Raw genomic sequence first — 26,120 nt, forward strand, 5'->3', positions numbered from 1 at the left:
TTAGCCGACAGCCGTGAAGATGTCGATGGAGCCGGACTTGAGCGTGACGATGGCGCGCTTGGTGTCCTTGCGCTTACCGGCGCCGAAACGCGTGCGGCGGGTCTTGCCGGTGCGGTTGAGCGTGTTCACCGAGTCGACCTTGACGTCGAAGATCTTCTCGACGGCCAGCTTGATCTCGGTCTTGTTGGCACGGGGGTCGACGACGAAGGTGTACTTGCCCTCATCGATCAGGCCGTAGCTCTTCTCGCTCACGACGGGCGCGATGATGATGTCGCGCGGGTCCTTGTTGCGGCCGCTCATGCGCTGACCTCTTCCTTGTTCGCGGTCTTCGCCGCCACGAAGCGCTCGAAAGCGGCCTTGGTGAAGACGATGTCGTCGCTCACGAGCACGTCGTAGGCGTTCAGCTGGTCGGCCGGCAGCACGTGGACGGTCGGGATGTTGCGGACGCTCTTGAGGCCCACCTCGTCCTCGCGCTCGAGCACGACGAGCACGTGCTTGCTGGTCGCGATGGTGGCGAGCAGGTCGATCGCGGACTTCGCCGAGGGGACCTCGCCGGCCACGAGCGACTCGATGACGTGCACGCGGTCACCGCGGGCGCGGTCCGAGAGGGCGCCGAGCAGAGCCGCGGCGATCATCTTCTTGGGGGTGCGCTGCGAGTAGTCGCGGGGCACGGGTCCGTGCACGATGCCACCACCACGGTGCTGCGGCATGCGCACCGAGCCCTGACGGGCGCGGCCGGTGCCCTTCTGCTTGAACGGCTTGACGCCGGAGCCGGAGACCTCGCCGCGACCCTTGGTCTTGTGCGTGCCCTGGCGCGCGGCCGCGAGCTGCGCGACGACGACCTGGTGCAGGAGCGGGACGTTGGTCTGCACGTCGAAGATCTCGGCGGGCAGCTCGACCGTGCCGGACTTCTTGCCTTGCGGGTCGATGACGTCGACGGTGGTAGCCATGGTCAGGCTCCCTTCACGGCGTTGCGGACGAAGACGATGCGGCCGCGGGCGCCGGGAACGGCACCCTTGACCAGCAGCAGGCCCTTCTCGGCGTCGACCGAGTGGACCTTGAGGTTGAGGACGGTGACGCGCTCGCCACCCATACGTCCGGCCATCCGCATGCCCTTGAAGACGCGGCTCGGCGTCGACGAGGCGCCGATCGAACCGGGCTTGCGGTGGTTGCGGTGCGAACCGTGCGACGCGCTCACGCCCTTGAAGTTGTGGCGCTTCATGACACCGGCGAAGCCCTTGCCCTTGCTGGTGCCGACGACGTCGATCAGCTGGCCGGCCTCGAACGTGTCGACCGTGAGCTCCTGGCCGAGGGTGTACTCGGCGGCGTCGGCGGTGCGCACCTCGGTGAGGTGGCGGCGTGGCGTGACGCCGGCGGCCTTGAAGTGGCCCGACGCGGGCTTGTTGACCTTGCGCGGGTCGATCTGGCCGGCGGCGATCTGGACGGCGACGTAGCCGTCCTTCTCCTCCGAGCGGACCTGGGTCACGACGTTCGGAGTGATCTCGATGACCGTGACCGGCACGAGGCGGTTGTTCTCGTCCCAGACCTGCGTCATGCCGAGCTTGGTGCCCAGCAGACCCTTGGTCGTAGTGGTGGCGGTAGGCATGGCGTTCCTTAGAGCTTGATCTCGATGTTGACGTCGGCCGGGAGGTCGAGTCGCATGAGCGAGTCGACCGCCTTCGGCGTCGGGTCCACGATGTCGATCAGCCGCTTGTGGGTGCGCTTCTCGAAGTGCTCGCGGCTGTCCTTGTACTTGTGGGGAGAACGAATCACGACGACCACGTTCTTCTCGGTCGGAAGGGGCACCGGACCGACCACGGTCGCACCCGCACGGGTGACCGTGTCGACGATCTTGCGCGCCGAGGTGTCGATGACCTCGTGGTCATACGACTTGAGTCGGATGCGGATCTTCTGTCCCGCCATTGTCTGGCTCTCTCTCTTGAGTACGTACTGCATCCCGGAGGATGCCAACGCTGCACAGCACTGAGCTGTCGCACCACTGTTTATCTGTCAATGGCACGGCGATCCGAGGACCCCCGCGCACTCCCTCCGACCCGCGCGCAGACGTCAGCCTGCACGGCGCACACGGATGCCCGGTGCACGAAGGGTTCGGATTAAGCTGTGCTCTGCCGCCCGCGGCCTAGGTGCTCAGCCCTATGCACTGCCTGGCGGTGATCCGCGCGAGCGCGCGGAATGTTGAACTAGACGAGTCTGCCACAGCCCGGCATTTGCTGCAACCCGGGCGTGTCGCGCTCAGTTCCGCGGTTCTCGCGCGGCGAGCACCAGGGTAGCCGTGCCGGCGAGAAACAGCACGAGGGCCGATGCGAGGGCCGTCGGACCGCCCATCCAGCCGACCGCGGCGGCGCCGATCGCCGCGCCGACGCCCATCGCGACCACGGCGAGCAGCCGGGGCACCCAGCGTTCGCCGCGTCCGCCGCCGAGCCGGCTGTCGCGGGCCAGGTTGGCGACGGTGTTGGTGACGACGATCGTGGTGATGTCGCTGTTGCCGATCGGCTTCACGGCGGTGACCTGGCCGCCCATCACCGCGGCGAGCAGGAAGGTCACGACGAGCAGCGCCGGTTCCGGCAGCTCGCCGAGCACGGCCCACACGACCGTGAGCAGGACGAGCACCGCTCCCCCGCCGATGAGTTGGCCGGCGGCGCGGCGCGGCAGGCCGGTCGGATGCCCGCGACCGACGATCCGGCCGGACACGATCGATCCGACGACGAACCCGACGAGCGCGACCGCGTTGTTGAGGAACGGCACGCCGCCGACCCCGACGGCGGCGAACCCGAGGAACAGCACGTTGCCGGTCATGTTGCCCGTGAAGACGCGGTCCAGCGCGAGGTAGCTGACCGCATCCACCGCCCCGGTGGCGGCGGTGAGCAGCAGGAGCCCGAGGGTGAAGCGGCGCGCGGCGCTCGTCGCCGCGCCCGCCGGTCCCGTGCTGCTCGCGCTCATCCGTTCCACCGTATCCACTCACGCCGCACTTCCCGCGCCGCTCGACCTGCCTCCTTCGTCGAGCGTGCCCGTTCCGGACGAATCCGCCGGCGTTTGGGCCCGCGGGAGTCCGGAACGGGCACGGTCGGCGATGTCACGGGCGCCGCAGGCGTGGGATGCCCGCCCGCCGGAGCTTCGCGACGAGCCGCTCACCGTGCCACGCGTCGGACCACTCCCACCTCACGAATCCTCGCGACTGGGCACGCAGTTCGTCCTCTCGCCGCTTCTCCTCCCGCAGCACCTCTTCGAGCGGAATCCCCCGCTCCCGGGCGCGCTCCTCGTACTTGCCCCAGCCGTCCGCCTCTCCGATGACGTCGGCTCCCGGCCACTAGAAGTCCACGGCATATCGATGACCGTCGAGTCCGCGGTACTCGCGCTGCTGCTCCGGTTGCACGAAGCCGTACTCATGGAACCTGAACCGACTCAAGGTCTCGAGCGGCGAGGCCGAGGCGCTGGAGGCGAGAGCGAGCACCCGGTCGACCTGCCGGCAGTTGGCGTAAGGGCGCCGCTCGTGATGCAGCGCGGACAGGGCGTCATGAGACACGTCGAGACGGTTGTCGGGGCGCAGCACATGCTCTGCGGCGATCATGCCGGCGAGCACACCATCGGAAGCGGCGAGGTCGAGCACGGTGAGCGCCGGGCTGGTGACCCAGAATCGGTCGATCGCGAACACCTCGTCGGCGAACTCGCCCGCGTGCCGGACGATGCCGTTCCTGCTGCGTCGACCGACCGCAGCGCCAGAGCGCACGTGCACGGCATCGCTGATCTCCCCGAGAAGTGGGATGCCGAGCAGGACCGCTGCCGTGCGGTGCGAGAACACGACGTCGTCGCGGGCGCTGTTGCTCACCGCCTCCGCGAGCGCCCGGTGGCGCGCCGTGGCCGACGCGTCGGCGAACTCGTCCCGGGGCGCGTAGGCACCTCGACGAAGCCTGGTCACCCGACCGCGCGCAGCCGCTCGTCGAAGAGCACGTCCGGCGGTCGCATCGACACTGCTCGCCGGTACGACTCGGACCGGCGGCGCTTTCGTCGGGCTCACACCGCTAAGGATGAGCAACGGTGCACTCCCGGCGTCCGTCGGCCTGCGCCGCTGTGGCCGGGGCGTGCACCGTCCCGCTTGTGCGGGAGTGGCGTCGGATCGCGCGACGAGGGGCGACTCAGCCGCCCAACGTGCCCGTTCCGGACCGCGCAAAGGGTTTTCGCCGCCTAAGCGGTCCGGAACGGGCACGTTCGGCGAATCCGGGGCGGCGAAACGCGCGTGAAACGAGGGCGAAACGAGAGGCGGCGTCCGGCTCGGTAGCGTGCGGATCGCCAACCCCACCCCAGCGACTCGATGACGGGGGCGAGGCGAGTCCGACGACGGAGGTTCGACCGTGTCGGGCTGAGCGGTCGTCGAACCGCCTGCGCCGCCCGCGGTTCGCACGACCGGAAAGCGGACAGCATCCACATGACAACTCCCTCCCGCCGCCGCGGGCTCGCCCCGGCCTTCGCCGCCGGAGCACTCGCCCTCGGCCTCACGCTCACGGGCGCCGCGCCGGCGCTCGCGGCACCGTCGGCTTCTGCAGTGACCATCACGGCGACTCCGACCGTCGACGTCGGCGGCACCGTCGACGTCGAGGTCGGCCTGACCGGCGCCGTCGACCTGTATGCCGCCCGATTCACCGTCACGTTCGACCCGACGCTGCTGAGCTACGTCGACGGAAGCACGACCGGTCCGAGCGGCGGATTCGACTCCGTCACCACCGGTCCCGGCACGGTCACCGTCGTGCACTCGCGCCTCGGAAGCTCCCCCGCCCTCGCCGGCGACATCCCGTGGTCGCTCGACTTCGTCGCCGTCGCCCCCGGATCCGGCACGGTCGGCGTGCAGTCCGTGGAACTCGTCGACCCGCAGGGCGCCACGACCGCGGTCGACGGCACCGACGAGGCCCCCGTCACCGTCAACGGCGTCGTGACCGAGCCCGACCCCGGCACCGGTGGCGGCGGAACCGGCGGGGGCGGCGCCTCCCCCGGAGCCGGCACCGGCACCGGCACTGCGAGCGGCGGCAACGCGGACGACGCGCTCGCCGGCACCGGTGCCGCCGTGACCGGTGGCCTCGTCGCCGCCGGACTGCTGCTCGCCGCGGGCGTCGTGCTCGTGCTCCGCCGCCGCGCCGCGAGGGTCTCGTGACCGCCCGCGTCCCGCACGGGACGCAGCACGCAACCACCTCCTCCCGCCTTCCGAGAAAGAGCACGATGACCCTCCCCCGCACCCGCGCGGTGATCGCCACCGCCTCCGGTACCGTCGCCCTCCTCGCGGTCGGCGGCATCACGGCCCTGCCGGCGAACGCCGCCCCTCCGACGACGATCGGCACCGCCGAGGCCGGCGCCCTGCTGGCGCCCTACTACACGGACCTCGACCTCACGGGCGACGACTCCGTCACGCAGGACGACCTGGCGCTGGTCGCCGCCCACCTCGGCGCGACCCCGGCCGACCCGGCCTGGCCGACGGTCGCGACCGCGGATGCCGATGCCGACCAGCTGCTCGAGCTCGTCGATCTCGCCGAGGTGTCGAGCCGCATGGTCTACGACGACGGGCCGTTCGAACTCATCGAGTCGTCGGCGATCGACCTTCAGGCCGCGATGAACGCGGGGGTCACGACCTCTGTGGCGATCACGCAGGAGTACCTCGACCGGATCGCCGCGTACGACCGCACGGTCGTCGACACCTCCGGCACCGGCCGCGCGCTCAACTCCATCATCACCGCGAGCGACGAGGCGCTGGCCACCGCCGCCGCGGCGGACGCGGAGCGGGCCGCGCACGGGATGACGAGCATCCTGCTCGGGGTGCCGGTCGTCGTGAAGGACAACTACGACACGGCCGACATGCCGACGACAGGCGGATGCGGCTGTTGGGACGCCAACCAGACCGCCGACGACGCGGCGATGGTGAGCGGTCTGCGCGCGCAGGGCGCCGTCATCCTCGCGAAGGCGAGCCTTGACGAGTTCGCGTTCGGCTTCGTCTCCGAGTTCTCCGCCTTCCAGACGGGGGGCACCAGCACCCTCGTCGCGAGCCCGTACAGCACGTCGCGCACCGCCGGCGGGTCGAGCGGCGGGACCGGCGCGGCGATCGCCGCCAACCTTGGGGCGATCGGATTCGGCACGGACACGGGCGGATCGATCCGCGTGCCGTCGTCGTACAACCAGCTCGTCGGCATCCGACCGACCGTGGGTCTCGCGAGCCGGGACGGGATCATCCCGCTCGCGCTGAGTCAGGACACCGGTGGACCGATGGCGCGCAGCGTCGCCGACGCGGCGATCGCGCTCGACGCCGTCGCCGGCGTGGACCCCGCCGATCCGATCACCGCCCAGCAGGAGGGCCTCGTGCCCGACTCGTACACCGAGTACCTCGACCCGACCGCCCTGCAGGGCGCGCGGATCGGCTACGTCGCGTCGATGATCGGCTCCAACCCGACGACGCTGCGCCTGTGGACGCAGGCGAAGGCTACGCTCGAGGCGCAGGGTGCGACGGTGGTCGAGGTGACCCCGCCGGCCGGGTTCTCGGCGGTGCTGAGCGAGCCGAGCGGCAGCACGAACGAGTTCAAGCACGACCTGAACGCGTACATCGCGGCCCACCTCGCCCCGGGGGTGGAGGCTCGCTCGCTGCAGGGCATCCTCGCCACCGGCCGGTACGTGCCGTCGCGACAGGGCACCTACCAGTCGCGCGACCAGGTGACCGAGGAGACCTACCAGGCGTGGGCTGGCCCGACGGGCACCCACACGACGGCGATCGCGTCGGGCAAGGCACTCGTGACCTCGTGGATGGACGAGCAGGATCTCGACAGCCTCGTCTACCCGTCCGGCAACCCGTACGGCACCCAGGGCACCAACCTGCGGCTGAGTCCGAACACGGGGATGCCGTCGATCTCGGTGCCGATGGGTCAGGCGACCGCCGAGGAGAGCATCCCGGGCGCCGGCGTGAACCTCGAGTTCCTCGGACGCCACTACGCGGAGGGCACCCTCATCGGGCTGACCTACGCGTTCGAGCAGGCGACCGGCGCGCGCACGTCGCCGGCGCTGTACGGCCCGCTCGGCTGAACACCCCCGTCCGCCCGGTCCGCACTCGCGGCCGGGCGGGCGGGTCAGCCGAGCAGCTCCCGCAGCTCGGACTCGGCGGCGGTCACGCGTTCGGCGTCGATCGTGACGCCCTTCTGGTACAGGTCGACGATGCGCGGGTCGACGTAGCTCGAGCGGGCGATCGACGGGGTGTTGTTGAGCTCCTCAGCCGCGTCGCGCATCGCCTGCGCGAGAGCCCTCGTGCGGGCGGTCTTCGTGTGCTCCGGGCCGTGCTTGGCGAGGCTGATCGCCGCGGCGATCGTGCCGTGCAGGGTGCGGAAGTCCTTCGCGGTGAAGTCGCCCCCGGTGCGCTCGCGCACGTACGCGTTGATCTCCTCGGCCGAGAGCGGATGCCAGCCGCGCTCGTCCTTCCAGGCGAGCAGGCGCGCGTTCGGACCGCGCCGCTTCAGCAGGCGCACGACCTTCGCGAGATCGGGGTCGCGGATGTCGGACTCCCACTCCTGGCCGCTCTTCGCGGGGAACTTGAGTTCCACCGTGTCCCCGTGCACCACGGCGTGCGCGCACAGCAGCGTCGACAACCCGAAGCTGCCGTTCGAGTGGGCGTACTGCTCTGACCCCACCCGCAGGGACCCGGTGTCGAGCATCCGGAACGCCGCGGCGAGCGCGCGATCGCGCCCGTAGCCGTCCTCACGCAGGTGCATCGTCACCTGGCGCCGCGCGGCGGTGAGGGTGGCGGCGAGCTCGAGTGCCCGCTCGTACTTGACGCGGTCCTTCTTCTCCCGCCAGAACGGGTGGTAGATGTACTGCCGCCGACCGGCGGCGTCGGTGCCGGTCGCCTGCACGTGCCCGTTCTCGAACGGGCAGATCCAGATGTCCTTCCACGCCGGCGGAATCGCGAGAGCGTCGAACCGCGCCCGCAGCTCGGGATCGCGCACCGGCTGACCGTTCGGACCGCGGTAGGAGAAGCCGCGTCCCGCGCGCACGCGGGTGTAGCCCGGCCCGTTCGTGTCGCTGCGGCGGAGGCGGGGCATGTCGCGAGGCTAGCGCCACGGATGCTGTGGGCACGCCCGGAGGGCCGGTCGCTCAGCGATTTCCCGTTCAGCACCCGGCGCCGGAACGACGGATGCCCGGACCTCGTGGTCCGGGCATCCGTCGTTCAGTGCGTTACGACCGGCTCTGTTCGCGGCGGCGACGCGCGGCGAGCAGGAGCAGCACACCACCGGCGATCAGCACGCTCAGCGCGAGCACGATCGAGGAGGCGAGCGTCACACCGGTCGCGGCGAGCGCGTTGCCGACCACGACGAACGGGTCGTCGTCGGCGACCGTGACGACCTCGCCGTCGCGGTCGAGCAGCAGCACCGGGGTGCCGTCGGGGTTCACCGACGGGTCGCCGGTCGGCACGCCGTCGTCGTCCGTGGCGGGCACCACGGCGTCGGCGATCACGTCGACACGGTCCTGGTGCATGCCGGCGCCGGCGATGAGGGTGCCCTCCGCGTAGAACGACTGACCGGGGGCGAGGATGCCCGTCCACGGCCCGCTCCTCACGAAGCTGTAGTCGGCGGGACCGCCGACCGGCGAGAGGTCCGCCGTCCAGTCGTCACCGATCTTCGCGCCCTGCACCGTGATGTCCGACAGGCGGATGTTGGTGAGGTGCGTGTTGCCGGTGTTGGTGACCACCCAGCGCACCTTCACGGTCGACCCGGGCTGGGTCGTGACCGCGTGCTGCGCGTCGTTCGCCGTGGTGCCGGCGGGCACGTCGGGCTTCGACGGGATGATCCAGTCGCCGTTGGCGTCCTTCACCCGCGGGTCCTCGTCGGCCCCGTTGTACTTGATCACCTGGATCGCGGCGGTGACGGCGTTGTAGTCGTCACGGTCGCTGACGGCGATGCCGGAGCCGGCGCCCACCGCGTCGACGCGCGCGCGGTCGACGTGCGGCTGCTGCGATCCGGTGACCGTGAGCTGCGCGGTTCCGGTGATCACGGCGTCGGGCGCCCACGTGGCGGTGCCGGCACCGAAGGTGTCGGCCCACTGCGCGGTCCAGCCGGTCGGGGTCGGCGTGGCGGCCACGGTCTCGCCGGTCGGGAAGGTCCAGACCAGCTCGCGGATCTCGCCGCCGGCGAGGTTCTCGTCGGTTAGCGTCACCGCGCGCAGCGGCTCGTCGCCCGTGTTCGTGACGGTGAAGACGATGGTGCGAGTCTCGCCCGGCGTGTAGAACTCGGCCTCCGGCATGGTGTCGGCGTCGTGCTCGATGGTGGTGCCGTCGCCGTCACCCTTCTCGATGTCGACGAACGGTCCCTCACCCGTGCGGGCGTTGAACGGGTCGTCGTCGTCGACCGTCACCGGGTCGCCGTTCTCGTCGATCGCGACGATCGGGTCGCCTTCGGGGTCCACGGCCGGCTCACCGGTCGGGGTGCCGTCGGGGCCGACCTCGGGCTGCACGATCGTGCCCACCACGTCGACGGTGTCGGTGTGGTTGGTCAGCGCCGGCAGCGTGAGGGTGCCTTCGGCGAAGAACGAGGCACCGGGCGGCAGGATGCCCTGCCACGGGCCGTCCTCGACGAAGCTGTAGTCCGCCGGACCGCCGAACGCGGTCAGGTCGGCCGTCCAGTCGCCGTCGATCGCCGGGCCCGCGTCGGTCGTGTCGACGAGCGTGATGTCGGTGAGCGACGTCGTGCCCGTGTTGGTCACGACCCAGCGCACCGTGCGCGGCGTCTGCACCGGGTACTCGACCGCCTCGTCCGCCGTGTTGGCGTCCTGAGCGGCATCGGTCAGCGGCTTGGCCGGGATGACCCACTCGTCGCCGTCGCGGACGGCCGGGTCGGCCTTCTCACCGTCGTACTTGATGACCTGGATGTCGCCCGTGAAGGCGTTGTAGTCGTCCTCGTCGCTGACGGGGGTGCCCGACGCGGCGCCGACCGCGGTCACCGCGGCGGTGTCGACGTGCGGTTCACCGTCGAGCGCGACCGTGAGGGTGGCGGTGCCGGTGACGACCTCGCCCGTCTTCCACGTGGTGGTGCCGGGTGCGAAGGTCGCCGCCCACGGCGCCTCCCATCCGCCGTCGACCTGGGTCGCGGGGAGGGTCGAACCGTCGGGCAGCGTGAACACGAGGTTTTCGACCGTGCCGCCGGAGACGGTGCTGTCGGTGAACGTCACGTTCCGCAGCTCGTCCGCGCCGGTGTTGACCACGCGGAACATGATCGTGCGGGTCTCGCCCGGCTCGTACACCTCGCCGTCGCTCATCGTGTCGGCGTCGTTCACGATGCTCGTGCCGGTGCCGTCGCCCTTCTCGATGTCGACCGCGGGTGCGACCGTGGTCGGGTTGTCGAGCTCGATGGCGGTGGTGGTGTCGTCACCGATGGTGAGGGATGCGGTGCCGTCGCCGTTGTCGGTCACTCCGGCGCCCGACCACGTCGGGGTGCCGAAGCCGACGCCCGCGGGGGTGCCGGTGGGCACGTCCTCGGAGAGAGTCACGACGGTGCCGTACGGGATGTCATCGGAGGTGACGACCGTGCCGTCGGGGCTCACGGTGAGGGTGCCCGGCGTCGCGAGACCCGGATAGGTGTAGCGCACCGTGAAGTCCTGCTCGTCGCCCACGAGCGCCTCACCGGGACCGGTGACGTCCTTGAGGATCGAGAAGCGGCCGGGCTCGAAGAGCTCATTCGTCACGACGAAGGCGAAGGGGGCGCCGGGCGTGACCAGCTGGGCGGTCGACGGCGTCACCGTGACCGACCGGTACTGGTCGCTGTCCTGCTCCGTCACGGTCACCCGGGTGCCGACCGGAACGGTCACCGGCGCGCTCGTCTGGCCCGCGGTGAGCGTCACCGTCTCGAATTCGCCGAGCGAGATGGGCAGGCCGCGGAAGTCGGTCGCGGCAGGGTCGAGCACGAAGGTCTGGTCCGGCGCCGGCTCGGCGCCGTCACCCGAGACCCGCTTCTCGATGGTGAACGATCCGCTCGCGATGTAGCCCGCGTCGATCGTGTGGTCGTTCTCGCCGGGCCCGCCGGTCGTGAAGTCGTACTCGCCGGTCACCGTGTCGGGGTTCGATCCGGTCGTCGAGTCCGTCAGCTCGCGCTGGGTGAGGTCGATCGCGCTCCAGGGCACGACGCCGAACACGTCGGGATCGAGCGGCGCATCGCCGGTCGTCGGGGCGACGAAGCGCACGGTGTAGTCGGTGTTCGTGGTCAGGTCGGGGTCGAAGTACTCCGAGGTCGGGTCGGACGAGAAGTAGTAGTTGCCGTCCGCATCCGTGGTGCGGGTTCCGACGACGTTGCCGTCGGCGTCGACCAGCTCGACGGTCACGCCGGCAAGCGGCGGCTCGTCGGCATCCTGAATGCCGTCCTGGTCGGCGTCGAACCACACGCGGTTGCCGATCTCGATCGGCGCCGCCTGCGCGAGCAGGCTGATGCCGCCGAGGCCGCCACCCTTCTGGAAGTTGCCGCCTTCACCGCCACCGCCGCCATCGCCGTTGAGCTCGTAGCCCGCGACCGCGGCCCCGTTGTCGACGTCCATCCACATCAGGCCGGCGAGGCGGATGCCGCCCAGCGGGTCATACACGGTCGTGACGACCTCACGCGAGCCGCGCAGACCGGCGAGGTGCCCGAGGGCGACCTCGTGGTGGCTGCTGCCGGCGCCGAGGTTCTGCCCGTCGTCGTAGAAGTTGCGTCCGCCCGGGCCCTGGTTGCCGAGAGTCGACGCTCCGGTGCGGGCACCGGCGACGCCGTTGTCCTCGAGCACGAAGGTGCCGTTCGCGGTCGGAGCCGCGATGAGGATGTCACCGCTCGCGCCGCCCTCGTAGTTGGTGCCGGGCACGGCCGGGTCGCTCGCGACGCTGCGGTTGCCCGCCTGGAGCTGCGTGCGGTCGGTGAAGCCGAGGCTCAGGTAGCCGTCCTCGTCGAAGTAGAGGTCGGAGAGGATCGGCTGCGGGTAGATCTGCCAGCCGCCGTTGTTCTCGGCGACCCGGCCGCCGGCCCACGTCCACGTGCCGGTCCAGGTGTTCCAGCGCTGACTCTGCGGCGCGAGCGCGTTGTTGTAGACGTCGCCCTTGGTGTAGTCGAGGTCGCCGTCGAAGACGGATGCCCACGCGCCGCTGAGGTTGTTGAGCGGCCGCTTGATCACGTGCGCCTGCAGACCCGCGGCGGCAGCGGAGACGCCGGGCACGAAGCCCGCATCCGTCTCGCCGCTGTCGACGTAGCCGACGTAGAGCTCGCCGCGGTAGAGGGTGAGCCCGTAGGGGCGCTCGCCCGTGCCGAGGCCGAGGTCATACGACTGGAAGCCCGTCGGCGGGGTGGTCGGGTCGGAGATGTCGAGGGAGTACAGCTTCTTGTCGAAGAGGTTGACGAAGTAAAGCGTGCGTCCGTCGGGGCTGATCGCCATGTCGCCGATGCCCACCGTGCCCGCCTTCGCGAACGCGTCCGTGTCGCGCACCGGCTTCTGGTGACCACCGAGCTCGCGCTCGGCGTTCGTCTGCGCGGCGCCGACGTCGATGCCGATCGCCTCGACGTCGAGCCAGTTCTCCACGGCGCCCGCGCCGCTGGGCTCGTTGCCGACCATGGCGTCGGTCACGCGGTAGATGCCGCCAAGACCGAGCGGGCCGAGGCCGCTCTGCCGCTTGTAGACCGCCGCGGTGAAGATGCTGTTACTCGAGGACTGGTAGACGTTGCTCGAGACGGCACCGACCTCGCCGAACGTGGCGAGGGTCACGCGGTTGGGGAAGCCGGTGGGCTGGCCGCCCTCGGGGCGGGCGTAGCCGTCACCGTAGCTGACGCCGGCGAGCGCCGGCTCGCCGGCCTTCGTGCCGCCGTCGGCGGGGACGGGCGAACCGGCCCACTGGATCGCCGTCACCAGCGGGGCGTTGCCCTGGCTGTAGTCCTCGGGGGCGTTGACGGCGAAGTCCGCACCGGAGGTGCCGACGGTGACGAACTGCACCGAGGTGCCGTTGCTGCCGCTGGGTCCGTGCACGGGTCCGGGCTCGTATCCGGCGGGAAGGCCGGTGAACTCGAGGCGCAACGCGTCGCTGTGTGCGTCGTCGACGAGCAGCGAGTAGCTGCCGTCGGCCTGCGACGCGGCGGTCCACGACTCACCGAGCGCGTCGTACGCGGTCACGATGACGCCGGCGAGACCCGCGTCGACGGCTGCGCCGGTGGCGGTGCCGGTCGTGGTGTCGCGGATGCCGTCGCCGTCGAAGTCACGGAAGACGTAGCCGCTGACGGTGCCGTCGGCGGCGCTCGCCGGCGCGGCGCCGGCGAGGGTGAGGCCGGTGACGGCTACAAGGAAGGCGGTCGCTCCAGCGAGCGATCGGGGGGCGCGGAACATGGTCTCCTCTGGGGGATGGTGCTCGGGCGGAGGCCGCGCGCGGGCGAAGCGTCCAACCATCAGATGGCGTGATGCCGTGGTTATGACGCGTGTTCGCGGAATCTCCGTGAGGAGGGTTCCGTTCGCCGTCGCGCGGCAACAGGATGCCGTCGCACTCGAGGGGTTATCGGGGGTGACGCCGTCCCAGACCGGCGCCGCAACCGATAGTAGCGGGAGCGGAGCGCGGACGATGATCTTTTCGCCGCGGAAATCCCGTGCCGGTCGACCGCTCAGCCGTGGAGTGCCACGAGCGCTGCGCCGAGCGGCCGATCGCGGTCGAATCCGGGCAGGATCACGAACGTCGCCGACCCGGTGGGCGTGACGAATTGTGACAGCGCGTCGACCTCGTCGAGCCGTTGCTGCGTCGCGGTGAAGGTGCGGAGCGAGCGCTGGAAGCACACGAACAGCAGCCCGGTGTCGGCGACCCCGTCGACGTCGCCGTCGTCGAACGTGTAGCCGCGGCGCAGCATGAGCTCGCTGCCGGTGAACGACGGATGCGCGGCGCGCGCGTGCGCGTTCGCGGGCACGAGGTACTCGCCCTCGGGCGTCTTCGCCCGCAGGTCGACCTGGTCGCGCGGACCACCGCCGGAGAGGGGTGCACCGTCGCCGGCGCGACGACCGAACACGGCCTCCTGCTCGCCCCGCGAGCGGGCGTGGAAGGCGTTGACGTCGAGCCGGAGGCGACGGATGACGCACACGGTGCCCTGCGCGAGCGGGCCGTCGGGAATCCACACGTTCTCGTCGAACTCGGCGTCGCCGCGCGGCACCACGACGCCGTCGAGGAACCCGAGCGGGTTGCGCACGATCGTGCCCTCGCTCGGGGCGCGGAATCCGCGCTGATCCCACCGCTTCGTCGCGCCGGGCACCGCCGCGGCGACGAGGTCGAGAACGGGCCGCAACGCGGTGGGGTCGGAGCAGTACGCGGCGAGCAGCACGTCGCCGCCGCGGCGGGAGTCGGGGATGGCCCCGTCGTTCTTGAAGTCGGGCAGCTCCTCCGCGCCGGGCAGCGCCGGGTCGACCGACGCGATTACCCGCGGTCCGAGACCCACCGTGATGCTCAGGTCGCCGGCGCCGTCGGGAAGGATCGTCGCGGCATCCGGATGCGAACCGTCGACGATGTCGAGGATGAGGTCGCCGAGCGCGGCGAGCCAGCCGAGGTCGGTCGAGGGGAGGTCGAGCGCGAGCAGCCGTCCGTGGGATTGCGGGGTGTCGGGGCGGCGGATGCCCGCCTGCTGCCGCCCGGCCGCCTCGACGCGGGGCAGCTTCGGGTCTTCGGTGCTGGGCTTCCCGCCCGTGACCGGGGCGGTCGCCCATCCGGTCGCCGCTCCCCAGCCGACGCCTCCGGCGACGGCACCGGTGACGAGTCCCCCGAGGCCGAGCAGCACGGAGCGGCGTCGCATGCCGTGCGGCTCGGGCGGTGTCGGCGTCCCGGACGGTGTGGGCGTCTCAGCCACCGGTGCCCCCGAGCGTCTCCACCGGGGCGAGGTCGACCTCCGCATCGGCACCGAGGTCGAGCACCGACCACTCGTCGGAGCCGCGCTGGCGCAGCTCGACGCGCAGCAGACGGCCGCGCTCGTCGATCCAGTACCGCACCGGCGACTCGGTCGGCGCGGCGCTGGCCGACGCGGGCTCGTCCGAGCTCGGTCCCGCGATGACGTCGACCTCGGTGCCGTCGAGCTCGTCGTCACGCAGCCAGCGGGCGTCGCTCTGCTGCAGCAGCGTCGGGTTGTCCGGCCGGTCCGCGCCGAGTGAGAGCGCGACGGTGAACAGGTTCTGCAGGGCGGATGCGGCCGGGTCGAGGGGACCGGTCTGCCAGCCGTCGGCCGGCGGCGGCAGCTCGGCGGCATCGACGGCGCCGTCGCGCGCCGCGACGAAGTCGCGCGTCCAGGCGAACAGGCCGAACTCGCCCACCGTCTCGTCGGACTCCCCCACGGCGACATAGCCGCGGTGGGCGGCGAAGTCGACCCATCCGGTGAGATGCACGGGTTGCTGCCCCGGCACCTCGGCGTCGATCTCGCGCACGCCCTCGTCGTAGTTGGTGAAGCGCGCGATCGCGAGCCGCTGCGCCTCCTCGGTGGTGAGGGCGCGGTCTGTCGGCTCCGGTTCGGCGTTGGCCGCGCATCCGCTCAGGGCGGCGACGGCGAGCAGCACGAGCGTCGCGAGGGGGCGCCGGATCGCGACGCTCACGCCCCGGGTCTCCAGTCGCGCGCGGGCGCCAGCACCGAGGCGAGGTCATCCGGGGCACCGACCGTGTCGGGCAGCGGATCCGGGGTGCTACGCAGGTCGCCCGGCAGCTGCGGTTGCGCGGGCGGCGCCGGCACCTTGAGGAACGACATCCCGGGCGGCGCCTCGGGACGGGTCAGGGCGTCCGTGGCGACCGCCGCCTGCTCGGCCGCGTCGCAGTCGTCGCGGGCGAACGAGGCCGGCGCGGTCGTGGCGGGATCACCGGCCGCGAGGCAGTTGCCGGATGCCGCGGCGCGCGACAGCGAGGTGTTGGCGAGGTCGACGCCGTTGTCGGCGAACACGGTGCCCGAGAAACGGTTGCCCTGCGCGGCGATGTCCTCCGCCCCCGAGACGAGCACCCCGGCGTGCGGGTTGCCCGCGATGGTGTTGCGCTCCAGCACGTTCGACTGCCCGCCGGCGATGCCGAGACCCACCCCGAAGCCGCCGTCGGCCTGCGCGGGCGACTGCGACGACACGTTGTCGGCGATGAGGTTGCCGACCACGGTGTTGGCGCGCTGCGGCAGGAACGCCTCCTGGTAGTTGCTGAGCAGCGTCATGCCGATGCGGTTGCCCGACCAGCGGTTGCCGACGATGTAGACCGAGTCGCTCGCGTTGGCGTTCTCGAACCCGACCGCGTTGTTCTCGGCGGTGTTGCCGCGCACGACGATGTCGCACTCCTCGCACTGCCCCACGTAGAAACCGGAGTCGGCGGATCCGGATGCGTACGAGTCGGTGATCGACCCGTGCCTGCTGTCGAAGGCGTAGATGCCGTAGAGCCCGTTGTTGTACGACGTGACGTGCGAGATCGAGAACCGTTCGATGGGCGGGAACTTCTCGGGGTCGAGCGTCTCGTAGCCGTCGAGCCCGTGCGCTTGCGCCTCGCCGCCGTCGTGCATACCGGTGACGAGCACGCCGTTGAACGTGTGCTCCTTGACGGTGAGGTTCTCCACCCGAACGCCGTCGGCGATCACGACGACGCCCTCGGGCCGCAGGCCCTCACCGTCGATGACGACCTCGTTGCGGTCGAGCCCGCGCAGAGTCACACCCTCGGTGTCGATGACGACCGTCTCGGTGTAGGTCCCCGGTTCGACGAGCACGAGCCCGCCCTCGGCAACCCGGTCGACCGCCTCGGTGATCGTCGGCGCATCCGTCGGCACGGTCACGACGGCGGGGGCGTCGCCCTCCGGCTCGCTCGGACCACCCGTCGTGCTGCACGCGCCGAGGGTGAGCAGCAGGGCGGATGCGGCCAGCAGCAGCACCGATCTCATCGACACCCCCCGGTGGCGCGATCGTCGACGGTCGAGAAAACGCACCCGGTCACCATAACGCGCCCCGCGCCGGCACCCTCGCGGATCGAGGAGGGCGCCCCGCGCCCGTATCCCTCGCCGATCGAGTAGGGCGCCCCGCGCCCCTATCGAGATCTCCATGACGAAGAAGCTCCGTCGTGGGGGTTTCGATACGGGCGCTGGCGCGCCCTACTCAACCGGCGAGCTTGGACGACGAACGGCGGCGACCGAACCAGAACAGCAGCGCACCGGCGCCGAGGAGTGCGAGCACCCCGCCGGCGATCGGCAGCACGACCGCACCGGTCGCGGCGAGCGGCCGCACGATCTCGAGGGCCGTGTCGCACCGCCCGTCGGCGAGGCACCAGCCGCCGATCTCCGAGTCGGGCAGCACCGTGTTGAGCATCCGGTTGTCACCGCCGTTCTCGTTCACGACGAACGAGTAGGTGATGAGCGAGATGTCGCCGACCGCCAGGGCACCCGACCAGGTGAGCGTCGGCGCCGCGTACGTCGTGCCCGCCGGGGCGTCGCCGGCGTACGTGGCGTCGTCGAGCACTCGCGAGAAGTCGTCCACGAAGGTGGCCGGCTGCTCGTCCGTGTACTCGACCTGGCCGTTGTTGACGACCGTGACGGTGTAGGTCACCCGGTCGCCCGGCTTCACGGTGCCCTGCGCATCCGACGTCTTGGTCGCGATGTACGACCGCACGAGGGTGCGCGTGGCGCAGTCGGGGTCCGTCGAGGCGGCCGAGCAGTTGCTCGGAACCTCGTCGGGCGTCGACACGACGTTGTCGAGGATGCCGTCGCCGGTGACCGGGGCGTTGATCGTCACGGTGTAGGTCACGACCACGGCCGCGCCGCGCTCGAGCGGTCCACTCCAGCTCAGCGTGCCGCCGGAGACCGCGGCGCCGTCGACCTCGTCGCCGTCGATCGTGGCACGCACGTCGCCGTTGTAGACAGCGTCGTCGAGCACGGCCGACAGGCTGTCGGTGAACGACGCCGGACGTTCCTCGGTCCAGTCGAGTCCGCCGTCGTTGGTCATCGTGATCTCGTACTCGACCGTGTCGCCCGGCAGGGCCACCTCGGTCGACGAGGTCTTCACGACGGCCACCGACGGTCCGCCGGTCGTCACGTCACACGACGGGTCGTCGCTCGTGTCGGTGCAGTTCGATCCGATCGTGGGCGAGGTGACGCGGTTGTAGAGCACCTTGTCGCCGGGGATGGGGTCGCGCACCGTGACCGTGTAGGTGTACTCGATCACCTGGTCGACCGCGAGCGGGCCCGTCCAGGCGAGCGTGTCGATGCCGTCCCAGGTCACGCCGCCGGTGGCGTCGTCGTTGTAGACGGCGTCGTCGAGCACGTCGGTCAGCGGGTCGGTCCACACCACCGGGGTGGCGTCGTCGTAGGCGACCTCGCCGGTGTTGGTGAGCACGATCGTGTACTCGACGACCTCGCCCGCCACGACCTCGGTCTTGTCGGCCGACTTCTCGATGCGGAACGAACGCACGAGCGTCTCGGTCGCACAGTCGGGGTCGGTCGAGTCGGCCGCGCAGTTCGACGGCGTGCCCGGAGGGGTCACGATGCGGTTGTCGAGCCGGTTGTCGCCGAGGTTCGGGTTCGCGATCTGCACCTGGTAGGTGACCGTCGCGGTCACACCCGCGGCGAGCGGACCCTCCCAGTGGATCGCCCGCAACGTTTCGTCATAAGACGCCTGTCCCGCGGACGAGTCGAGCGCGAGGCTCTCCTCCGTCACCGGGTCGACGTCGTCGAGGATGCGCGTGAGGCTGTCGTCGAACGATGCCGGCGTGCCGGCCGTGAAGTCGACGGCACCCGTGTTCTCGACCGTGATCTCGTATTCGATCACGTCGCCCTGCAGGGCCACCTCGTCGGAGACCGTCTTCGTGTAGTGCAGTGAGCGGACGGGCGTGACGGTCTTGCAGTCCGGTACCGTCGCGGCGGCACAACCGCCCTCGGGAGCGGTCAGCACGGCGTTCTCGAGGATCGCGTCACCGTCACTCGTGCGCGGATCGCTCACGACCACCGAGTACTCGATGGTCGTCGTGCCACCGATCGGGAGATCCCCCGCCCACGAGATGACTCCGGTCGCCGCGTCGAACGTGGCGCCGGCGCTCAGGCCCAGCGGGCCGGTCGCGTCATCCAGCACATCCGCCAGGTCATCCGTGAACGTCGCCTGCAGCGGCGCCGCATACGCGACCTGCCCGATGTTCGTGACCGTCACCTCGTAGGTGATCGTGTCGCCGGGCTCGGCCTGCGTCTGCGAGACCGTCTTGACGGTGTCGTAGGCACGGATGGGCGTGTTCGTCGCGCAGATCCCGCACTCACCGCCGGGAGCGGTCGGCTCCACAACGTTCTCGAGCAGGTAGTCGGCACCCGCGGCGAGCGGAGCGTCGACCTGCACCCGGTAGGTGAGGGTCACGACGCCGTCGACGGGCAACTCACCGGACCAGCGAAGCTCTCCGGCCGCGAAGGTGGGCAGGTTGTCGCTGTCACCCGCGACCGCGAGGTCGGTCGGGTTGCCGGCGACATCGAGCACGTCGGACAGATCGTCGACGATCGAGGCCGGGTCGGCATCCGTGAAGGCGACCGTTCCCGTGTTCGTGACCGTGATCGTGTATTCGACGATCCCGCCTGGCAACGTGGAGCCCGGGGTCGCGCTCTTCTCGACGAGGTAACTACGCACCGGCGTGTCCGTGGTGCAGACACCGTCCGCGGCGCAGACGCCGTTCTCACTCGTGACGGTGTTGACCAGCCGGTGGTCGCCCACATCCGGGTCATCAACGGTCACGGTGTAGGTGATGGTCACCTCGTCGCCCGCTTCACCGGGCAGGGCCAGTGGCCCTTCCCAAAGGATCGAGCTGCCCACGACGGTCGCCTCACCGGCACCGGCCGGAGAGATCACGGGGTCGCTGAGCTCACCCGCGTCATCCAGCACACCCGAGAGGTCATCCGCGATGTCCGCGGGCACGTCATCCGTGTACTCGACGGCACCGGTGTTGCGCACCGTGATCGTGTACGTCAGCTCCTGACCCTCGGTCGCCGCCTCGGCATCCACCGACTTCTCATACTCGAACGAACGGATCCGCACCTCGGTGTCGCAACTCTCGTCGTCGACACACGACCCGCCGGGCCCCGTCGGCGTGACGCCGTTCACGAGAATGCTCTCATCGGCGCCCGTCGCGATCACGGTGTAGCGGATGACGTGCACGCCATCGATCGGCAGCGCGCCGCTCCACGTCAGTACGCCGTTGGCAACGGTCGCCCCGCCCTGCAGCACCGTGCCGAACGTCGCGTCGTCGAGCACGTCGGACAGGTCATCCGTAAGCGAAGCACTCGTGTCCGGCGTGGCACCGTCGTACGCCACATGACCGGTGTTGCGCACCGTCACCGTGTAGACGACCGTGTCGCCGACCTCGACGACCTCCGGGGTCACCGTCTTTTCGGTCGTGTACTCACGCACCAACACGAGAGCGTCGCAGTCCTCGTCCGTCGAGAACGGAGTGCAGTTACCACCACGGCCGGGAGGCGTGACCACGCGGTTCTCCATGCGGTGGTCACCCGCATCCGGGTCATCGATGTCGACCGTGTACTCGAGCTCGACGGTCTCCTCGACCGCGAGCGGTCCGGTCGCGGTCAGCACGCCGTCGACCACGTCGACCACCCAGCCGTCGGGCTCCGCCGTGACCTGGAGCCCGCCCGAGTCGCCGAGGATGTCGGTGAGGTCGTCGATGATCTGCGCGGCCTCAGCGCCGGTGCCGGTGTAGTCCTCGGCGCCGGTGTTGGTGATCGAGATCGTGTAGGTCACATCCTGTTGACCCGGCTCGACGATCGGGTCGCTCACCGTCTTGACGACCTCGTAGCTGCGGGTCGGGATCTCGACCTGGCAGCGCGGATCGGCGTCGTCGATGTCGGTTGCCGGGTCGCAGTTGCCGCCCACGGCGGTCGTCTGCGCGCGGTTGACCATGCGGTCCGGCGGCGTGACGACAGACGTGATCTCGACGCTGTACGTGATGGTCACCGGGGCACCGTCGACCGGAAGGTCGCCGACCCAGGTGATGGTGTCGGTCGCGTCGTCGAAATCGGCGGTGCCGGTGCTCGAGGTGACCGTGCCGTCGAAGCTCGCGTTCTGCAGCACGTCGCCGATTGGGTCGGCGATGCTCGCCTGCGGCTCGCCGGCACCCGCCGGGTAGGGCACGCGACCGGTGTTGCGCACGGTGATCGTGTACTCGACCGTGTCACCGACCTCCGCAACCTTGGTGTCGGCGGTCTTGATCAGCTCGTACGACTGCACCGGGGTGTTCGTGCCACAGGCGGGGTCGGTCGAGCCGGTGTCGCAGTTCGCAAGCCCTGGGGGTGTGGTGATCGTGTTGATCAGCTGGTGGTCGCCGCGGTCGGGGTTGTCGACGAGCACGTCGTACTCGATCGTCACCGTGCCACCCAGTGGCAGCGGGCCCTCCCACGCGAGCACGGAGCCCGAGTAGGTGGCGTCGCCCGCGGTCCACGTGACGGTGCCGGGGATGATGTCACCGTCGTCGTCGAGACCGACGAGCTGACCGTCGTCGACGATGCCGGCGAAGGAGTCGCGGAAGGAGGCCGGGTAGGCGTCGGTGAAGGGCACCTGCCCGGTGTTGGTCACCACGATGGTGTAGCTGACGGTGCCGCCCGGGTTGGTGTAGGCGGGGTCGGCCGTCTTCTCCACGCGGAACTGCGCGATCGGGGTGGACGTGTCGCACGCGCCCGCCTCGGCGCAGCTGCCACCGGGGCCGGTCGGAGTGACAGTGTTGTTGAGCACCTGGCTCGCAGCGTTCGGGGTCTGCTTCACCGTCACCGTGTAGGTGAACGTGCGCGACTGACCGACGCCGAGCGATCCCGACCAGGTCAGGTTCGTACCGGTGAGCACGGCACCACCGGTCGCGGTGCCGGTGAAGTCCGCGTCATCCAGCACATCCGCCAGGTCGTCGGAGAAGGAGGCGACATCCGCACCGACACCGGTGTACGGCACCTGCCCGGTGTTGCGGATCGTCAGCGAGTACGACACCACGTCGCCGCGCACGACCGGGGTCTCGGCGGTCGACTTCTCCACCGTGTACGACTGCACCAACACTGTGGCGTCGCACAGCGGGTCGGTCGAGTCGGCGTCGCAGTTGTTGCCCGGCGTCTCGGAGACGATCCGGTTCACCAAACGGTCATCGCCCGGGTTCGGGTTCTTGATCCGCACCTGGAAGGAGAACGACGTCTCGCCGCCGACGGCGAGAGCACCGGTCCAATCGACCGAGTCACCATCGAACGTCGCACCATTGGTCGCACTCCCGGCGACTAAGTCCGCATCGACCAGCACATCGGTCAACGGGTCGGACACCGATGCCGGGTAGCCGGGCACCGTGTACGCCACCTGCCCGGTGTTACGCGCGGTGACCGTGTAGGTCACGACGTCACCCGCGCGAGCCGTGGCCACGTCGGAGGTCTTCTCGAACTGGATGCCCGGGATGAGGTGCTCGGTCGAGCACGGGTCGCACTCGATGCCCGTCGGCGGCGTCACGACGTTGCGCAGCACGTCGTCGCCGTCGCCGTTCACCTCGACGGTGTAGCTGATCGTGTACGTCTGGCCGGGCGCGATCAGCGGAGCCGTCCACGACAGCACCGTGCCGTTCACGCTCGCCGTGCCGAGCGGGGCACCGTCGACGCTCGTCGTGATCACCGGATCGCCGACGAGGTCCGCATCATCCAGCACCGCGGCGAGGTCGTCGGTGAACGCCGGGTTCCGCCACGGCGCCGGGCTGTCCGCCGGCTCTGTCACCGTGACCGAGTAGGTGATCTCATCGCCCGGGAGCACGGCCGAGCCGCTCGCCGGGGTGGAGCTCTTCGCGATCGTGTAGGGCAGCGGCACGACGAATCCGGCGGGGTCGCTCGGGGTGAGCTGCGGTCCCTCCGGCGGAGTGACGGTCGCGGTCGCGGTGTTGATCGTCGTGCCGAGGCCCGCGGTCATCGAGCACTGGATGACCGACTCCGCACCGCCGGCGAGCGTGGCGACCGTGGTCGCGCACGACGGGGCGAGCGGGTCGGAGACGACGATGTTGGTCAGTGTTCCGGTGCCCTTGTTGCTCAGCACGAAGCGGAACGGCACCGTCGCGCCCTCCGCGTACTGTGGGAACTCGGCGACCGCGTTCGCGTCGACGTAGTCGGCGGGGTTCTGCGGGTCACCGCCGGCGGTGAGCACATACTTCTTCAGATCGAGCGCGTAGCAGTCGCCGATCGTGGTGGTGGCGGAGGCGCGCATCGGCAGGCGCGTGTGACCGGCATAGGAGTTGCCGGAGTTCACGAGCACCTGCCCCGGCTTGTTGTCACCGGCGGCCGGAGCCGCGCAGTTCGTGCCGGCCGGGGTGGTGAAGTTGATCTTGATGGTCTGGCGCGCTCCTGGGGCGAGTGCCGGACCGATCACGCGGATGGCCGTCGGGTTGACGACCGTCGGACGCACGGTCGTCCAGCCGACGGTGTTTCCGGTGACGCTTCCCGGGGTGCCGCCGTTGCTCGCGCTGCGCGGGTCGTCGCTCAGGCTGCCGAACGGCGCGATCGAGTAGTACACGGTCGCACCGGCCGGTGCTGTCACGCCGGTCACCGTATAGCCGCCATCGGCGTTCGTGCCGCGGCCGTCGGAGGGCGACGGGAGGATGTCGATCGTGTCGGTGTAGGGGTTCGACACCGGGTCTTGCGAGTCGACGTTGAGCGTCCACGCGGAGCTGTCGCCGTAGAACGAGAGCACGTTGTCGTCCGCCGACTTGCCGAACGACGTCGACGCGGAGTTCGGCACGACCACTGTCGCGCTCGCGGTGCGTGCGCCGGGCAGGCTCTGGTCACCCGGCACGTTGACGACGGCCGAGTTGGTGAGACTCGCGCCCGGCGCGGGCGGTGCGGCGGCGTCGATCTCACCCTGATAGGTGATGGTGCGCTCGACGTTCGGCTGCGCGTTCGGGAAGTTCCACGTCAGCGTGCGGCGGTCAGCCGACACGCTCGTGGGCGCCGGGGTCGCCGAACCAGCGACGTAGACGAGCCCGGCGGGAAGGGTGTCCACCACCGAGAAGGTGACGGGCGGGGGATTCACGATGGCGTTCCGCGCCTGCGCCTTGACCGTGTAGGTGATCGGCTGCCCGGCGGTCGCGGTGGTGGTCGATGCGACCTTCGAGATGACGCCGTTCGGGCCCTGCAATCGGTAGGCGTCACGGGCACCGTTCATGTTGGGCCCGTACGTGCTGCCCGGCAGGTTCGTTCCGCCCGGTCCCGTGCTGACGTTGTGCCAGCCGTTGAGGGCGGGATAGGTGGGCCAGCTGCCCTGGGACTCGGGCTTCGCGGTGAAGGCACCCGTGACCCAGCCTTCACCGGAGGTCGGCGCGGTGGGGCTGATGTATCCGAAGCCGCGCAAGAACTCGAGGCCGTTCGGCGGGGTGCGGTCGATGCCCGGGTTCCAGGTCATCTTGATCGCGGTGACTCCCGCCGGCAGCCCGGTGATGACGGAGGCGTTCGCGAGGGTCGGGTGGGTGAGCGTGGACCCGGCCGGGCGCTGCACCTCCACCCACATGGCGCTCGGCGCGGCCTGACCGCATGTCTCGGTCTTGGTGTTGACCGGCGCCGTCGTGTAGTAGTAGCGCGCCGAGGCGTAATCGTCGTACGACCCGGGAACGTCGCCCCAGCCGCCGCCGTCGAAGCCCGTGAGCACGAAAGCGGGGTTCTGGTTCATGAGACATAGACCGCCCAGCTGCGCTCCGCCGGCCCCGGAGTAGCCGCTCCATAGGGAGGAGTTGGTCTGGAAGTAGAGCGGCAGGGGCGCAGCCGCGACGCCGCTGCGGAGGTTCGCGACTTGATCTTGCGACGTGCCGGGGCTCACCCACAGGTTGGTGTCCCACGGGCCGCGCGACGCCGCCGGTTGACCCGCCCAGAAGACGGAGTAGCCACCGGGCGGACGCAACGTCGCTGTCGTGACGTTGTTCGTCTTCGGCGCCTCCGCACGCACCGTACCGTCGACGAAGGTCACGTTGCCGGCGTTCGTCGCGTTGAAGGAGTACTCGGTGATGACGGTCACCGGGTTGGGGATGCTGAAGCGCACGGTGCCCGAGGCGATGTAGGCGCCGGTACCGCCGAGCGGCTGGCCGAAGCTGTCGTTCACGGGCACCCGGGTCAGCGTGTAGTCGAGGCCGCTGAGGTTGACGGTGTAGTTGGCGCCGGTCCCCGCGACCGTGCAGCCTGGAAAGTTCGCGCGATCCGCCTTGGCCGGGTCGGAGAACGGGTGCCCGGTGACGCGTGTCGCATCGCCGGTGGGCACGCATCCTTCGAACTGGAATCCGGTCATGCCGCCTGCGACGTTGCTGGCCACGGTCACCGGGAAGCTGTAGTTGACCGGACCCGGTCGGCTGCCGCCGGCGAGGATGATCGAGAAGTTCATGTCCACGAACGTGCGATTGCCGCCCGTGCGGCTAGGAAGGACGACGCCCTGCGCCGAACCGGCGCCGAGCGCCAGGTCGAGCCCATAGGTGTAGGTGATCGGCAGGGGGGTGGGAGCCGCCGGAGCTGAAGCGGCGGCGGCGCTGTCGGAGATGACCGTGCCGCTCACGGTGACGTTCCCCCCGTTGCTGCCCGTGACTCGCATCGGCGTCTGGAAGATGTTCGCGCTGCCGCTCGTGAGGGTGCCGAGGTTGCACAGGAGGGTGGCGCCGTCGGCCGAGATCGACGACACGGGGGTCACGCCGCTGGTCTTACAGACCGCGGGGATGCTCGTGAAGCGCGCATTCCCCGCCGTGAGCGTCGCCCGCACGTTGTCGACGGGTTCCTTCGAGAAGGGGTCGCTCGCGTCGTTCGTGTTGATGTGCCACTCCGCCGTCACGGTCGACGCGAAGGGCGCCGACGTCGGCACCGGAGCTCCGGTCGTGTTGCCGATCCAGTTGACCGTGATCTCGTGGTTCGCCACGATGGCGGCGCTCGCGCTGAGCGGAGCGCCGGTGGCGACGAGACCGACGGCGACGACCGTCGCGACTGACGCTTTCCATCCTCGGCCGACACGACGGATGGATCGACGAATGCTACGCAACAACGCGTTCCCCTTGCTGTACGCCGGCTTCACCCAGAAATCCGGACCCCCCGGAAACGGCGTGACCTCAGTCTGCGTGACCGAAGACGCTTCGGAAACCCCGAAGCTGACAACGAGCCGAT

Annotated in this window: 14 protein-coding genes; 2 read left to right on the top strand and 12 right to left on the bottom strand. The window is 70.3% G+C overall.

Going from position 1 to position 26,120, the window contains the following annotated elements; genetic code table 11:
• The 6 genes from rplW to CLV46_RS13935 all read right to left on the bottom strand — a co-directional run bounded on the left by rplW (window position 1) and on the right by CLV46_RS13935 (window position 3,937).
• Window positions 1-300: a 50S ribosomal protein L23 gene (rplW, locus tag CLV46_RS13910; protein WP_100365330.1), complete on the bottom strand. Its 300-nt coding sequence runs from the start codon at window positions 298-300 to the stop codon at window positions 1-3.
• On the bottom strand, window positions 297-950 hold the full coding sequence (gene rplD, locus CLV46_RS13915) for a 50S ribosomal protein L4 (protein ID WP_100365331.1): 654 nt from the start codon (window positions 948-950) through the stop codon (window positions 297-299). The genes rplW and rplD overlap by 4 nt, the downstream gene beginning before the upstream one ends.
• Before the next feature lie 2 nt (window positions 951-952).
• Window positions 953-1,606, bottom strand: coding sequence for a 50S ribosomal protein L3 (gene rplC / locus CLV46_RS13920; RefSeq protein ID WP_100365332.1), 654 nt, complete (start codon window positions 1,604-1,606; stop codon window positions 953-955).
• Between the two features lie 8 nt (window positions 1,607-1,614).
• Window positions 1,615-1,923, bottom strand: coding sequence for a 30S ribosomal protein S10 (rpsJ, locus tag CLV46_RS13925; RefSeq protein ID WP_043593369.1), 309 nt, complete (start codon window positions 1,921-1,923; stop codon window positions 1,615-1,617).
• Between the two features lie 330 nt (window positions 1,924-2,253).
• Window positions 2,254-2,961 carry a YoaK family protein gene (locus tag CLV46_RS13930; RefSeq protein ID WP_100365333.1) on the bottom strand — a complete coding sequence of 236 codons (708 nt, stop codon included), beginning with the start codon at window positions 2,959-2,961 and terminating at the stop codon, window positions 2,254-2,256.
• 367 nt (window positions 2,962-3,328) lie between these two features.
• Entirely contained in the window at window positions 3,329-3,937 is a 609-nt protein-coding gene (locus CLV46_RS13935; RefSeq protein WP_100365334.1) for a hypothetical protein, read from the bottom strand.
• 507 nt (window positions 3,938-4,444) lie between these two features.
• Between CLV46_RS13935 and CLV46_RS13940 the strand changes: the two genes are divergently transcribed.
• A complete protein-coding gene (locus CLV46_RS13940; RefSeq protein ID WP_100365335.1) occupies window positions 4,445-5,164 on the top strand; it encodes a cohesin domain-containing protein in 720 nt (239 codons plus the stop codon).
• 65 nt (window positions 5,165-5,229) lie between these two features.
• The gene (locus tag CLV46_RS13945; protein ID WP_100365336.1) at window positions 5,230-7,071 is read left to right on the top strand and encodes an amidase family protein; all 1,842 of its coding nucleotides are present in this window, start codon (window positions 5,230-5,232) and stop codon (window positions 7,069-7,071) included.
• A gap of 44 nt (window positions 7,072-7,115) precedes the next feature.
• Here CLV46_RS13945 and CLV46_RS13950 read toward each other — a convergent pair whose 3' ends face one another.
• From CLV46_RS13950 to CLV46_RS13970, 6 genes are all read right to left on the bottom strand, one after another.
• A complete protein-coding gene (locus CLV46_RS13950) occupies window positions 7,116-8,081 on the bottom strand; it encodes a DNA topoisomerase IB (RefSeq protein WP_100365337.1) in 966 nt (321 codons plus the stop codon).
• A 133-nt stretch (window positions 8,082-8,214) separates the two neighbouring features.
• The gene (locus CLV46_RS13955) at window positions 8,215-13,362 is read right to left on the bottom strand and encodes an SdrD B-like domain-containing protein (protein WP_170028580.1); all 5,148 of its coding nucleotides are present in this window, start codon (window positions 13,360-13,362) and stop codon (window positions 8,215-8,217) included.
• 269 nt (window positions 13,363-13,631) lie between these two features.
• A complete protein-coding gene (locus tag CLV46_RS13960; protein ID WP_157802335.1) occupies window positions 13,632-14,801 on the bottom strand; it encodes a Dyp-type peroxidase in 1,170 nt (389 codons plus the stop codon).
• A 46-nt stretch (window positions 14,802-14,847) separates the two neighbouring features.
• Complete coding sequence (locus CLV46_RS16730; RefSeq protein ID WP_157802336.1) at window positions 14,848-15,588, bottom strand: hypothetical protein; 741 nt, start codon at window positions 15,586-15,588, stop codon at window positions 14,848-14,850.
• Window positions 15,585-16,892 carry a right-handed parallel beta-helix repeat-containing protein gene (locus CLV46_RS13965; protein WP_100366072.1) on the bottom strand — a complete coding sequence of 436 codons (1,308 nt, stop codon included), beginning with the start codon at window positions 16,890-16,892 and terminating at the stop codon, window positions 15,585-15,587. Before CLV46_RS13965 ends, CLV46_RS16730 begins: the two co-directional genes overlap by 4 nt.
• A 211-nt stretch (window positions 16,893-17,103) precedes the next feature.
• Entirely contained in the window at window positions 17,104-26,001 is an 8,898-nt protein-coding gene (locus tag CLV46_RS13970) for a DUF7927 domain-containing protein (protein ID WP_170028582.1), read from the bottom strand.
• Window positions 26,002-26,120: the final 119 nt, after the last annotated feature.

The sequence above is a fragment of the Diaminobutyricimonas aerilata genome (assembly GCF_002797715.1).
GTDB classification, from domain to species: Bacteria; Actinomycetota; Actinomycetes; order Actinomycetales; family Microbacteriaceae; genus Diaminobutyricimonas; species Diaminobutyricimonas aerilata.